Raw genomic sequence first — 14620 nt, 5'->3', positions numbered from 1 at the left:
AACAATTGGAAATCTCTCCCGTAAATATTACAAAAAAGCTGTGATATGATGATTTTGCAAGCAAGGCAACACAAAAATAAACATACAAGGAGAGGAAAACATGCTTCGCAAAATAACAATCATTACTGCAGCAACTGCAATCTTGACATTTGGAGGTGGTGCGTTCGCATCTACTGCAGATGCCAAGTCTGTTGAGCAGCAGTCACCATATAAAATCCATTACACTATTAATGGAGAGTCAGGAAGTCTAACACAGGAAGATGTTTCTAATCTATTAAATAAAGCTTTCGATAGAGTTCAAGCGAAATATCTTACAAACTTTGATTGGGAACGAATTGAGAAACTCATTGGAGTAGGGAAACAAGAAATAGAGAAAGAACAAGTTGAAGTAGAAGAACCTGCTAAAGAAGCAGAGCAGCCGGAACAAGAACAACCAGTTGAAAAGAATAAAGAAGTAAGTAAGCCACAAGAGAAGGCACCGGTCCAAGAACAACCGGAAACACCTGAGGCACCAAATGCGACACCACAACCGCAACCAGAGCAGCCACAGGAGTCCCAGCAGCCAGCAGAGGAAGCAGGACAGCAAAATGAATTAAGTGAATTTGAAGCTAAGGTCGTTGAACTTACAAACGCAGAACGGGCGAAACAAGGACTTGCACCGTTAAAAATCGATAATGAACTAAGTAAGGTAGCTCGCGACAAATCAAAAGACATGGCTACAAATGGTTACTTCGATCATAATAGCCCTGTCCACGGTTCACCATTTGATATGATGAAGAACTATGGCATCAACTATAACGCAGCTGGAGAGAACATCGCTCAAGGTCAGCGTTCACCAGAAGAAGTAGTAAATGCTTGGATGAACAGCCCCGGCCACCGCGAAAACATCATGAACAGCAGCTTCACCCACATTGGAGTTGGCTTTGTTGAGCAAGGAAACCACTGGACACAGATGTTTATTGGTAAATAACATAAGAGGAAAAATGAGGAGGCTGGATGCAGTCTCCTCTTTTCTTTGTCTTAAATGATGGAAACTTGCTACAATAGAGGTAAAATTGTCGCAATGTATCTGTCTGTTTCACTCCCGCATTTAGAGGAACTAAGGTGTTGGAGCCGGACGTGACTAGCCCTGGATACTTATTACAGCATTTTTATTTTATACTTATCTTTTAAAAAAGGTCAAAAAACGAAGCGGGAGATTAACAAATAGTAACGACCTGATTCGTTCAACTAATAATCAGTGGGGAAGGAAAAAAGCACCCCACTGCCTGAAATTTTGCTTTATGCTAAATGATGGAGACTTTTGCAGCAGATCGCGTAAAATATAGTAAAGAAGAGGTGATGGTGATGGTGCAAGGTTCTACAAATCTAAATACAGAGCTGACCCAGGAATGGCTGCAGAATTATGTCGACGACTGGGTTAAATTTTACCGGAAACATACAACGGACGGTAAACTTGCTTCCTATATTCCACAGTTAGAAAAAGCAGATCCAAATGCCCTAGGAATCGTTATTATCGGTAATAATGGAATGACCATACAATCGGGAGATATCGATACAACATTTTCTATCCAAAGTGTTTCGAAGGTCTTTGCTTTTATTGTTGCCTGCATGCAACGTGGTATGTCTTATGTACTGAACCGGGTGGATGTGGAGCCGACGGGGGAGGCATTTAACTCTATTATGCACTTGGAAATGAAAAAAATCGAAAAACCATTCAATCCACTAGTGAATGCTGGTGCAATTACGGTTACTTCTTTACTGGAAGGCAAAACGTCAGATGAAAAGTTGGAAGGTATTTTTCAACTGTTTGAAAAAATTCTTGGCCACCGTCCGGAATTGGATATTGAAGTGTACGAATCTGAACGGGAAACGTCAATTCGCAATCGGGCCATTGGTTATTTCCTATTAGAAACCGGTGTACTTGAATCGGATTTGGAAATAACATTGGAAACGTATTTTAAGCAATGTTCGATTGAAGTGTCAGCGGAAGACCTTGCAAGATTAGGACTGATTCTCGCTAATGACGGTATAGATAGGATGACTGGGGAAGAAGTAATTCCAACGCAAATAGCAAGACTGGCAAAAGTGTTAATGCTTACTTGTGGAATGTACGATGCATCTGGAAAATTTGCTGCCTATGTTGGGATTCCTGCAAAAAGTGGTGTCTCGGGTGGTATAATGGCTACAGTACCACCGCGGGCAAGGGATGAGTTACTGCCATTTATGGATGGCTGCGGAATCGGGGTATATGGTCCAGCTCTCGATAAACAGGGAAATAGTACCGCGGGTATCCGCTTGTTGCGCCATATTGCGAGCCACTGGGATTTGAGTATATTTTAAGGAGAGGATCTCTATATGTGCGGCAGATATACACTACTAGGGGATCAATTGGAGCTTCTAGATGAATTTGCATTGGAACAACCGATAGATGATTTTCATGAAAGTTATAATGTAGCACCAGGTCAACAAGTGCTCGCAATTATCCATGACGGAAAGAGAAAGCGGGCCGGCTATTTACGCTGGGGACTTGTACCTTCTTGGGCAGATGACCCGAAGATTGGTTATAAAATGATTAATGCAAGAAGTGAAACAGCTCATGTGAAACCGAGTTTTAAACAGTTGATGGCGAAAAGACGTTGTTTGATCATTGCGGATAGTTTTTATGAGTGGAAACAAACGGACAAGGAGAAAATTCCGCAACGGATTCAAGTGGAAAATAGGAAGTTCTTTGCTTTTGCCGGGCTTTGGGATAAATGGACACAAGGTGACGAGACGTTATTTACTTGTACAATTTTAACAAAGGATTCCCATGGATTCATGAAGGATATCCATCACCGAATGCCAATCATTCTACCGAAACATGCAGAAGATGAATGGGTTCAGCCGGTGCAATTCGCTCCCTCCCAAGTAAGTGAACTTTTAAAACAATTTGAAGACCCAACACTCACAGCCTACCCCGTCTCCACCTACGTTAACTCCGCCAAAAACAACGACCAACAATGCATTGCGTCATTAGCTTAGTGGGACATGGGGTCAGAGCATTTGTCCCATTCCGAACTGGGACAAATGCTCTGCCCCCCATTAGTACATATGGTATGGAGGTGTATAGATTGAGGAGTCGAAATTTATTCTGGATTGGTTTATGTCTGCTCTTACTCGCTGCTTGCGGGAATAACGAAGATACAGTTGCAGCTAAACATAATACGAATGATGAAATCGATCAGCAAATACAAGAAAAGCTTCCTATCGATTGGGTAATCGAGGAAGATGAAGAAGAGACGATTGAAGAGGAGAAGAAGGCGAAAAGTGCTTCTATTACAACTGAGATGGAAGAGAATTCGGCTTCAGATACAGAGGAAGATGACACGACACCAGAGGACGAGAAGACGGATTCACTCGCATCTTACACGAATGAAGAGATTGAATATGCACGCATTTGGTTGCAACTTGGACCGGATCATGAGATCGATGAATTAAACGTCCGCCATATTGCAGAAGGGGAACCACTTAATCCAAATTGGGAATCAAGTGCTACTTATCCGGAAGATGTCATTCAGTTGACGGGTAGTCGCTTAGTTGACGGTTCAATAACTTATAGCGGAAATGGCGATGGCACGATTAATCGCTACTATGTTCCGTTACGCTGGGAAACGAACATTCCAAATGATTTTAGTGAAGAAGATATAAAGATTTTCACGGAGTCGTTTATCACAACTACAAAATTAATCACCATCGATCCAGCAGAAGGGCAAGAAGTCATCTCCCTCATTGAAAAAATAAACTATGGTTCTTAAAAGCCAGATAGAGGGGCGGAACCACAATTTCGGTTTAACATGAAATGGCAATTCCATCAGATGGTCATACGGATGGAATTGCCATTTTTTAAATTAACACTTATCAAGAAACTTTTGCCTTTTTCTCTGCTGCCTTTTCTTCTTTCGCAACTTTGAGGAATCGTTTCGTCTCGTATGCGACTACGCCAGACAATCCAAGCAGTCCTATCAAGTTAGGAATAGCCATCAGTGCATTGAAGATATCCGAGAAAAGCCAAACGATATCAATTAGCGTAATGGAACCGAAAAGTACGACAAAAACCCATACCGTGCGATAGATCGTGATGGCCTTTGTACTTTTAAAGAGATAGTTAAAGCATTTCTCACCGTAATAAGACCAGCCAATCAGTGTGGAGTAAGCAAATAAAATTGTTGCGATACCAACGATATACATGCCAGGCGTCCCGAGAAAGACGGCGAAAGATTCACTTGTTAGAGCACCGCCATCAATCCCTGTCTGATGCAAGTCAGCCATAACAATTGTAATTCCAGTAATACTACAAACGATAATCGTATCGATAAATACTTGTGTCATGGAAACAAGTCCTTGTCTCCCCGCATAATCGGTCTTGGCTGCAGCAGCTGCTATCGGTGCAGAACCAAGGCCTGCTTCGTTGGAGAAAATACCCCGGGCAACACCATAGCGGATCACCGTACCTAAAATACCTCCTCCAATCGCATTTGCCGTAAAGGCATCGGTTAAAATGATATTGAAAGCAGTTGGTACTAAATCAACGTTCAGAATCATAATAATTAAACCGCCAAAAACATAAAATACAGCCATAACCGGTACAAGGTAAGCTGTTACTCGTCCAATGCTTTTAATCCCGCCAAGAATAACAATCGCAGTAATAATAAAAAGAACAATACCAGTAACCCATGTCGGGATATTAAAAGTGTTTGAAGCAGCAGCTGAAACGGAATTCGCTTGAACCATGTTTCCGATACCAAACGCAGCGATTGAACCGAAAATTGCAAATAAAATTGCAAGCCACTTGGCATTTAATCCACGTTCTAAGTAATACATCGGACCACCGGCCATTTCACCTTTCGCATCTTTCACCCGATACTTTACTGCAAGAACCGCTTCCGCATACTTAGTAGCCATCCCAAAAATCGCCATAACCCACATCCAAAATACAGCTCCGGGTCCACCCGCGATAACTGCTGTGGCAACTCCAACGATATTTCCTGTTCCTACCGTTGCCGCCATTGCAGTTGTTAATGCTTGATAATGGGTGATATCCCCTTCAGATAATTTGTCTTGCTTCCTACGGGTAAATGCATTAATTAAAGCAGTCGGCAGTGCTGTAATCTGGACAAATCCAAGTCTGAAGGTGAGGTAGAGCCCTGTACCAACAATGAGAATCAAAAGAGGCGGTCCCCATACAAAACCACTTACCTTGTCTAGAAAATCTACCATTTCATCATCCCCCTATCCTTTTTGTAATTCAATTTATACTATCTAATATTCCGAATATTTATAAATAAGTCAAGGCTTTTTTGAATTTTTATTTTAAATTTTATAATGGTGTAATAAAACGGTGTAGTAAAACGAAGAACTTCGATAAAAAAACAGAGATTATTACAGCTTTCATTGATTCATCTAAATTAATTCGCTTATAATATAAGATAATGATAGAACATGGTATGATAGAAAAAGAATTGGAAAAGGAGAGAACAAAATGGGACAAAAGAAATTAATCGCTGGCGTTGTAGCAGGAGCGTTACTTGGTGCCCTCGCAATGCAATTTGATAAGGATGCACGCAACTATACGAAAACCTGTCTGAACAAATTAAAAGACAACTCAGGTGACCTGTTAAGCAATCCGACGGAAACGGTGCATAAATTACGTGATTCATTCGATAAATTGAATGCGAATATTTCTGTTGGGGCTGAAAATACGATCAATGCGCTTGAACAAGTAGAATCCACACTTGACCGCTTAGTTAGTAAAAAATAATACGATTACGGAAAATAAAGAACATAGAAGGAATACCCCATCTCAAATCTTGTGATGGGGTCATTGTCTTTTATCGGTGGAGGATAAGAAATGGAAAATCTCATCCCAGTTTTAAAAGAATTTTATGAACGAATGGAAAAAGTCGACGTTTTTGGCTTGGCGGCACAGCTAGCTTATTTTTTCCTTTTATCGCTTTTTCCCTTTCTGTTGTTTTTATTTAACTTAATCGGTTATTTCTCTTTGAACGAAGAGGTTATTTTACAAACCATTGTCGATTATGCTCCGCCACAAGTATATGATTTAATCGAGTCAAATATTGAATCAATGCTGCAAATTCAAAGTGGTGGCCTTCTATCCGTAGGAATCATCGGTACACTCTGGGCAGCTTCTAACGGGGTAAATGCAGTCCGGAAAGCATTAAACCGTGCTTATGAGATAAAACCGAAGAGAATATTCATCATCTACCGTCTCTTATCCATATTGCTTACCATTGGGATGTTTTTTGTCGTCATTGTTGCATTATTATTACCGGTGTTTGGAAAGATGATCGGAGAATATTTCTTCTCTTGGCTCGGTTTTTCAGCTGAGTTCTTGCAAATATGGGAGACGTTTCGTTGGGTGACTTCTTCTATTATCTTCTTTATTGTCCTTGTTGCATTGTATCGGCTTACTCCAAATCGGAGGGTGTACTTTAGGCATATTGTTTGGGGAGCGCTTTTTTCCACGGTCGGCTTTCAATTGGTATCTTGGGCTTTTTCCTTTTATGTAGGAACACTTGGGAATTATTCAACAACCTACGGAAGTCTAGGAACGGTTATTGTACTCATGATCTGGTTTTATTTATTTGGAATGATTGTGCTGATTGGTGGAGTATTAAACGCTTCTCTGCATGAGCGGGCATGGAGGAAAAAGACGTTCGAATGAGGCGGTTAGGAGTCTGACTGCCTTATTTTAATGCATAAGAAACTATAATATAAAAAATGCTGTGATAACTTAGGTATCCGGGCTAGCCACGTCCGGCTCCAGCGCCCAGCAACTAGCAAACTTCACACTCCTCCAATCGATAAGTCAACATCAACTCAAAACTAAAGGAAGGCCGCTTAAGTACGGGCTAAAGCCCAACAGCAGCATACCCCTAAAGGGGCATGTTTCCTTTATCTCATTCCGGTAAAAAGGAAGTTCGCTTAAGTTCGCCCCGTCCTGGGGCAACATCGAACTAGCTCCCATCCTGGGAGGCACAGTTTGTACGTTGCTACGACGCACAGGATGTGCCAGTACAGGCGTTGCGACAGGACGTCGCGAACCTAGCCTGTAAGGGCGCTTACGCCTTTGATCGCACATAGACTGTTTGCACTATATTAATCGCCAACTATAACAGGCTTTACTCCTGAATATTTAAATAGGTTAGTTATCTGTTGTAAAAGAAGGAAATGTGTTACAATCAAAAATGAAAAAACATTATAACAGGAGGGGTAAATGTGAAGCGATTCGTATTATTGTTGGCGATTGGTTTGATCACTCTCTTAGCCGCGTGTGGCGGAGATGATAAAGAAAGCACTTCTGCGGGCGTTTCAGAATCTGAGGTGACGGATGAAGTTTGGGAGAAGATTCAGGATGAAGGTGTTTTGACAGTTGGTACTGCAGGAACGCTCTACCCATCGACTTATTATCCAGAAGACTCAGATGAACTGACGGGTTATGAAGTAGAAATCCAGAGGGAAATCGCGAATCGGTTAGGTGTCGATATCGAATTTGAAGTCATGGGGTTTGACGCAATTCTTACGGCACTTGATTCAGGGCGTATTGATATGACGGCGATGGGACTTCGCGGGGAGAGAAAAGAAAAGTTCTCTTACACACAACCGATTAAATATTCTTATGCAACGATGATCGTTCGTAAAGATGATCACTCGGGCATTAACAGTCTGGAAGACCTCGAAGGAAAAGTTGCCGGCGGGGCTGCTACAACGGTATATAGTGAAATAGCTGAGAAATTTGGGGCAGAAGTAAAAACATACGGAAACGCGACAAATGATGCTTATTTAAGAGACGTACATAATGGTAGAACAGACGTCGTTATTAATGATTATTATTTACAAAGTCTTGCAATCCAGGCATTTCCTGAGTTTAATATTGAGCTCCATCCGGATTTAAAATTCCACACATCAACAGCAAGCATTGTTATGCCGAAACACGCGGATAAGCTGCATCAAGAGGTAGAACAAATTGTTGCGGACATGCTAGAAGATGGAACTTTAAAGAAAATATCAGAAGAGTTTTTTGATGGACAAGATGTGTCTGTAGAGCCGGAAGAAGATATTATAGAAATTGAAGGTATAGCGAAATAAGTAGGGATGCTCATGTTTGAAATAGATTATATCCAATTGAGTAGTTTATTTGACCTCGAATTGGCGCTTGAAAGCTTGCCTTTCTTGTTAAAAGGTGTGCCGATGACATTGTATCTATCCGTGCTTGGCATGGTGTTCGGTCTCGTGCTTGGTTTCTTCCTAGCGCTTGGAAGGGGTTCTGAAAGATTCATTTTAAGATTCCCATCAAGAGTTTATATTTCATTTATACGCGGGACTCCAATGATCGTTTTTCTTTTTATTCTTTATTTTGGATTGCCTGTAATCGGAATCGAGCTTTCTGCATTTACGGCAGCAGTACTTGCCTTTGGTCTGAATAGTGCAGCATATATAGCTGAAATTAATCGTTCCGCGTTAAATAGTATTGATGTTGGGCAATGGGAATCGGCAAAAGCGCTCAATATCCCTTACTGGACGACGATGAGAAAAATCATTTTGCCACAGGCGGTGAGGATTGCGGTTCCGCCGTTATCGAACGTATTCTTAAGTATCGTAAAAGGCACTTCGCTTGCCGCGATGATTACGGTACCTGAACTATTCCAAAAAGCTCAGATTATAGCTGGAAGAACGTTCGACTCGATGACGATGTATATATTGGTCGCTTTAATTTACTGGCCGATTTGCGGAATAATATCCGTTCTGCAAGATCGTCTCGAAGACAGGTTTAGTGAATATCTATAATAAAGTGAAACTTCATTCAGTGGGGTATCCTTATCTCCCCACTAAATGTTAGTTGAACCGAATCAGGTATTTACGGACTGTATATCCCCACCTTCACATGTTGGGATTCCCTCATGTTTATAGGTGGGGGTATTACAGACCGTTAATACGTGATAAAAAAGTCCATCATACTCTCATAATTGGGGTGTGTGGATTTTTTTTACTTTCTAATGATACCAGCTTACTAAAAAAACTTAACATATTGTTGCTTTCCTTCCCCGTCGAAGAATAAGGCAATGACAATGCGATTGAAAACATGCGGGCCACTATATGAACGAACGGATCCGCATATTTTTTGTGCAGCACGGGCGTATATTTTTCCATGAAGCGAAAAAACTATAGGAAAAGAAAGGATGGAGGTCCATGAACATTAAGCGTTTATCCGGTATGATTGCTGCATTTTTCATCCTGCTTACATTTCCTGTAGTATTTTTTGCTGAGGAAAAAAAAGAAACGGAAGAAAATTTTGAAGTACCGAGTCATGTATTAGATATATCAAAGGAAAACACGGTGCAAAGTGACGATTCCGATAATGAAGTCGTTGAGCCGAGCGGGGAGACGAAGGAACTTCTGGACAGTGCCTCTGTTGCAATTGAAAACTCGGAGTTGATTCAACAGTTGAATGAGACAAGTATCGATCCGTCTCCAATTGGTTTCGGGTATCGTGGAGAGATTTATCTTGGGCGCTGGCCATTACAGTACGAATCGTTGGAAACAGGAGTGAATTGGGAATATCAAGCTGTTAATAAAAATGAGTTCCAAAACGGTCCCGACGGTCAGCAGGAGATGAACTATATTCAACAGGAACATAAGGAAATCAAAGGGATGCTCACGAATAAGATTGCCAATGCAGAAACGGTAAGGAATATGGTACTGCAAAAAGCGAAAGATAAAACCAAGCTTCCTCTTTCCTATGAAGTGGAGATAGGGCGGAATACAAAAATGTCTCATGGTTATCCTGTCCCTCCAGAAAAATTAGGAATTCTTGAAGCGTATACACCAGCTGTTCATGAAAAGGGCCGGGTAACTTTCGGAGAAGTATATATCCAATTAAAGGGAACAAAAAAACAACTAACAATTAAAAATGTAACAAAACAAGGAATCGGAGCATGGATTCCTGTCCAAAACCACCTATCCTATTCCTTCCAAGTGAAGTAAACAGGCGGGACATAGGGGTCAGAGGCAATGTCCCAAAGTGGGACATTGCCTCTGACCCCCGTGTCCCGTTTCTCTTTTAAAAAACTGTTGCTTTTTTATCTTTAATGCTTTATTATGATGAAGTGATAAAGTGATGAAAGAGTAAAGATTTAAGGGGGAAGAAATAGGTGGAGTGGGTTGTTCTTGTGTCCGTTCTTGTGCTGACTATCCTCAGCTTATTACGACTTAACGTTGTTTTAGCGCTGATTGCAGCTGGAATTGTTGCAGGCGTCATGTCAGGACTTTCATTTGTAGATACGATTGATTTACTTGTAAGTGGAATGGGTGGTCAGGCGAATACGGCTTTAAGTTATATTTTACTAGGAGCGTTCGCGATTGCTATTAGTTATACGGGAATAACAGGCTTTCTCGTGAATTTTGTAATCAATAAATTGTCTGGGAAGAGAGCAACGATTTTACTTGTTATCGCTGGAATCGCTTGTCTCTCTCAAAATGCGATTCCTGTGCATATCGCATTTATTCCCATTTTAATCCCACCGCTTCTGAAGTTGTTTAACAAGATGCGGATTGATCGCCGGGCTGTTGCTACAGCGCTGACATTTGGGTTAAAAGCGCCGTATGTGATGCTTCCGTTAGGGTTTGGTGCTATTTTCCACGGTATCATTGTTGATGGCTTAGCGGAGAGTGGCATTGAGCTAACTGCATGGGACACAGCATTTGCTATGTTAATTCCAGGACTTGGAATGGTGGTTGGACTATTTGTCGCAATCTTTATCACGTACCGGAAAGAAAGGGACCCGGTGAAAGGATCTGGAGGGAGTGGCACAATAAATGTTGAGGCGATAGGTGAAGAAGACCTTACCTTCAATAAAAAACATTTATTTACGATCTTCGCAATTGTAGCGGCTTTAGTCGTCCAAATTATAACGCAAAATTTAATCCTTGGTGCGTTAGCTGGGTTGCTCGTTATGTTTGCCTTTCTCGTTGTTCCCTACCGGAATCTGGATAAAATTATGGCTGACGGAATTGGACTAATGGGAATGATTGCCTTTATTATGCTTGTCGCATCCGGTTACGGAACAGTTTTACGCGAAACTGGAGCAGTTGATGCATTAGTTGAGGCATCTGCTGGTTTTATTGGCGATAATCAGGCTGTCATTGCATTTATTCTATTATTAGTAGGACTTCTTGTAACAATGGGAATCGGCTCTTCATTCGGTACAATTCCGATTTTAGTTGCTTTATATGTTCCAATATGTGTAGCGGCAGGATTTTCGCCATTAGCAATCGCTACACTAATCGGAACGGCAGGTGCTCTTGGTGACGCAGGATCACCAGCTTCTGACAGTACCCTTGGACCAACATCCGGTTTAAATGCGGATGGCAATCATAACCATATCTGGGATACAGTTGTACCGACATTCATCCACTACAACATCCCACTGATCATATTCGGCTGGATTGCAGCAATGATCTTGTAGTTTTTTTTGGGACACGGGGTCAGAGCATTTGTCCCGCACGCAGTGGGACAAATGCTCTGACCCCAACTGTCCCACTTCCGCATAATTTCGTCCTTGGAGGTTATGCTAGGAAAAAAAGGGTGTTGTTGATGAAGCGTTTGTTAGGGTTTTGTTTCATTTTTGCACTGCTTCTTGGATTCAGTTTAGAGAATGAAGTTGGTGCAAGAGGGTATGGCTGGGGCTATAAAAAAGGTCAGGGCGGAGAAATACCGGAAATCGGCTCCTATAATCCGCTGTTACAGGAATATGGCGCATATTTCGCCGATCAATCTGGCGGGAAATATATTTATTTAACGTTCGATAATGGCTATGAGGAAGGGTACACCCCGCAAATTTTAGACGTATTGAAAAAAGAAAATGTTCCAGCTACCTTCTTTGTCACCGGACATTATGTCGAGACCGCCCCTGAATTAGTAAAGCGGATGGTTGATGAAGGGCATATTATTGGAAATCATTCCTATCATCATCCCGATTTCTCCATTTTAACGAAAGAGGCTATGCAAAAAGAACTTGAAGACTTGGCGGAAAAAGTGGGAGAAGTTTCCGATCAAAAAGATTTGAAATATCTGCGCCCCCCAAGAGGCATCTTCAGTGAGCAGACATTGGAATGGGCAAATGAATTAGGTTACATTCATATCTTTTGGTCGCTAGCATTTAAAGACTGGGAGACATCTAATCAGAAAGGCTGGCGCTATGCGTATGAAGAAGTGATGGAACAAATCCATCCAGGTGCAATAGTTTTACTTCATACAGTTTCTAAAGACAATGCCGAAGCACTTGCTGCATTGATAACGGATTTAAAAGAAGAAGGATATCAATTTAAAAGTCTTGACGACCTTGTCCTCCGCGATCATATACCAGAGGTTATTTATGGCTATTAAGCATAAGAAAAATCGGGAAGCAGAGCAACAACTGCTTCTCGATTTTTTTAGATTAAAATCATACCAAACTTTCTGATTCTTTGTTATAATAAGGAAAACTCATAAGAAAGTGGTGGAGTCACGATGATGAGAGAGGATTTAATAGCACCTAAACAATATAATATTGCGATGGAAGTCGAGAAATATGCGAAAGATAAAAACAAGAAAGCACTTATTTGGCTAGATGAAAACAATAATAGAAAAGAAATTACATATCAGGCCTTAATACGGAATGTAAACAAAATCGGGAACGTATTCCTGAACAGTGGTTTACAGCGAGGAGATAAAATTCTCATCATCATGCCACGACTCATTGAAACGTACGAAATCTATTTAGCAGCATTAAAAACAGGAATCATTATTATTCCAAGCTCCGAAATGCTGAAGGCCAACGAATTGGAATATCGGATCCAACACGGGGAAGTTAGTGGTGTTGTAGCTTTTCATGAATCTACAAGCGAGGTAGGGAAAGTACCCAATTTTGCGGAACTAAAGAAATTTTCTGTGGGACATACCGTTGATGGTTGGGATTTCCTCGATGAAGCAAAAGCGAGTGCCAGTGATGAACTTGAAATGGCAGATACGACCAGGGAGACAATCGCATTTTTGCCATATACCTCGGGAACAACGGGAAATCCAAAAGGTGTTGTGCATACACATGCTTGGGGATTTGCTCATTTAAAGACAGCGCCAGAAAATTGGCTTGGCGTGGAAGAGGATGATTTAGTGTGGGCAACGGCAGGTCCAGGCTGGCAAAAATGGATCTGGAGTCCGTTTCTATCCGTACTAGGAACAGGAGCGACTGGATTTATTTATAGCGGTAAATTTGAACCGTCCAAATATCTGGAGCTCCTTCAGGATAATGAAATCAATGTGCTCTGTTGTACACCAACAGAATACCGCTTAATGGCGAAAGTCGAACATCTTGAAGATTATAAGCTGCCACATTTACGTAGTGCCGTCTCTGCTGGAGAGCCGCTAAACGTGGAAGTAATTGATACTTTCCGCAAGCATTTTGGGATTATGGTACGTGACGGCTACGGTCAGACGGAAAATACTCTACTCCTTGGCATTACGAAAGATATGGAAGTAAAGCCGGGTTCCATGGGCAAGCCAACGCCAGGTAATGAAGTGGAAATTATTGACGAAGATGGCAATATTGCAGATGTGAATATAGTTGGGGACATCGCAGTCCGTATCGACAGTCCAGCTCTTTTCCGTGAATATTATAAGGATATAGAACGGACGAAAGCATCCCGACGAGGAGATTTTTATATTACCGGAGATCAGGCGCGCAAGGATGAGGACGGCTATTTCTGGTTTGAAGGCCGCCGGGATGATATCATTGTCAGCTCGGGGTACACGATTGGACCTTTTGAAGTAGAGGATGCGCTTGTGAAACATCCATTTGTTCAAGAATGTGCGGTAGTGGCAAGTCCAGATAAGGTTCGCGGAAGTATTGTAAAAGCATTTATCGTATTAAAGCAAAATGTGGACAAGAACGACCCAGGTTTGATTAAAGAATTACAAGATCATGTGAAACGTGAAACGGCACCATTCAGGTATCCGAGAGAAATAGAATTTATTGATGAACTCCCGAAAACATCTTCAGGGAAAATAAGAAGAATCGAATTACGTCAGAGAGAAATGAAGAACTTGTAAAATCTGATTTCTAGGATCATTAGTTTTCCAGGTACACTTTTTGGGTATACTACTATAAAATACTTAGAAGTGAGGGATGATAGATGGATACTAAAAACATCCACTCAACCTTCTTGACGAATTGTCAATTGTTAATTTACAGAAGAAATAAAGGAATCGATTGAAAAAGACTTAGCAGAACACGCTCCCGCCTCGGTTTTGGGATAGCGATGATAAAATATGAAATGAAAAAAGCAGATGAGATGAAACGACTCTCAATCTGCTTTTTCGTTCTTTAGGAAAACTATAAAATAAAAATGCTGTGGTAACTTAGGTATCCAGGTCTAGCCACGTCCGGCTCCAGCGCCCAGCAACTATCAAACTTCACACTCCTCCAATCGATAAGTCAACATCAACTCAGAACTGAAGGAGGGCCGCTTAAATACGGGCTAAAGCCCAACAGCGGCATACCCCTAAAGGGGCATGTTTCCTTTA

General features: G+C 41.4%; 13 protein-coding genes. 12 read left to right on the top strand and 1 reads right to left on the bottom strand.

The window, feature by feature from the left end; all coding sequences use genetic code 11:
• Positions 1-100 precede the first annotated feature (100 nt).
• The 4 genes from IEX94_RS20105 (at position 101) to IEX94_RS05480 (ending at position 3797) form a co-directional block, all read left to right on the top strand.
• Entirely contained in the window at positions 101-970 is an 870-nt protein-coding gene (locus IEX94_RS20105; RefSeq protein WP_188856369.1) for a CAP domain-containing protein, read from the top strand.
• Between the two features lie 377 nt (positions 971-1347).
• Positions 1348-2343 carry a glutaminase gene (locus IEX94_RS05490; protein WP_188856462.1) on the top strand — a complete coding sequence of 332 codons (996 nt, stop codon included), beginning with the start codon at positions 1348-1350 and terminating at the stop codon, positions 2341-2343.
• Between the two features lie 15 nt (positions 2344-2358).
• Positions 2359-3024 carry an SOS response-associated peptidase gene (locus tag IEX94_RS05485; RefSeq protein WP_188856368.1) on the top strand — a complete coding sequence of 222 codons (666 nt, stop codon included), beginning with the start codon at positions 2359-2361 and terminating at the stop codon, positions 3022-3024.
• Positions 3025-3113: 89 nt separating this feature from the next.
• Positions 3114-3797, top strand: coding sequence for a YdeJ family lipoprotein (locus IEX94_RS05480; protein WP_188856367.1), 684 nt, complete (start codon positions 3114-3116; stop codon positions 3795-3797).
• A 103-nt stretch (positions 3798-3900) separates the two neighbouring features.
• Here IEX94_RS05480 and IEX94_RS05475 read toward each other — a convergent pair whose 3' ends face one another.
• A complete protein-coding gene (locus IEX94_RS05475; RefSeq protein ID WP_188856366.1) occupies positions 3901-5259 on the bottom strand; it encodes an alanine/glycine:cation symporter family protein in 1359 nt (452 codons plus the stop codon).
• Between the two features lie 262 nt (positions 5260-5521).
• Between IEX94_RS05475 and IEX94_RS05470 the strand changes: the two genes are divergently transcribed.
• From IEX94_RS05470 to mbcS, 8 genes are all read left to right on the top strand, one after another.
• On the top strand, positions 5522-5800 hold the full coding sequence (locus IEX94_RS05470; RefSeq protein ID WP_156856620.1) for a YtxH domain-containing protein: 279 nt from the start codon (positions 5522-5524) through the stop codon (positions 5798-5800).
• A 90-nt stretch (positions 5801-5890) separates the two neighbouring features.
• Positions 5891-6724, top strand: a complete 834-nt coding sequence (locus IEX94_RS05465; RefSeq protein ID WP_188856365.1) for a YihY/virulence factor BrkB family protein — start codon at positions 5891-5893, stop codon at positions 6722-6724.
• A 554-nt stretch (positions 6725-7278) separates the two neighbouring features.
• Positions 7279-8148: a transporter substrate-binding domain-containing protein gene (locus tag IEX94_RS05460; protein WP_188856364.1), complete on the top strand. Its 870-nt coding sequence runs from the start codon at positions 7279-7281 to the stop codon at positions 8146-8148.
• A gap of 6 nt (positions 8149-8154) precedes the next feature.
• On the top strand, positions 8155-8847 hold the full coding sequence (locus IEX94_RS05455; protein ID WP_188856363.1) for an amino acid ABC transporter permease: 693 nt from the start codon (positions 8155-8157) through the stop codon (positions 8845-8847).
• A 402-nt stretch (positions 8848-9249) separates the two neighbouring features.
• A complete protein-coding gene (locus IEX94_RS05450; RefSeq protein ID WP_188856362.1) occupies positions 9250-10044 on the top strand; it encodes a YfkD family protein in 795 nt (264 codons plus the stop codon).
• Between the two features lie 167 nt (positions 10045-10211).
• Positions 10212-11525, top strand: coding sequence for a Na+/H+ antiporter family protein (locus IEX94_RS05445; RefSeq protein ID WP_188856361.1), 1314 nt, complete (start codon positions 10212-10214; stop codon positions 11523-11525).
• 128 nt (positions 11526-11653) lie between these two features.
• Entirely contained in the window at positions 11654-12445 is a 792-nt protein-coding gene (gene pdaA / locus IEX94_RS05440) for a delta-lactam-biosynthetic de-N-acetylase (RefSeq protein WP_188856360.1), read from the top strand.
• A gap of 123 nt (positions 12446-12568) precedes the next feature.
• Positions 12569-14146 (top strand): acyl-CoA synthetase MbcS, encoded by a 1578-nt coding sequence (mbcS, locus tag IEX94_RS05435; protein WP_188856359.1) that lies wholly within the window; start codon positions 12569-12571, stop codon positions 14144-14146.
• The last annotated feature ends 474 nt before the right edge of the window (positions 14147-14620 follow it).

This window comes from Oceanobacillus indicireducens, from assembly GCF_014647195.1.
Lineage (GTDB): Bacteria > Bacillota > Bacilli > Bacillales > Amphibacillaceae > Oceanobacillus > Oceanobacillus indicireducens.
This window is presented reverse-complemented; position numbering and strand designations above follow the sequence as displayed.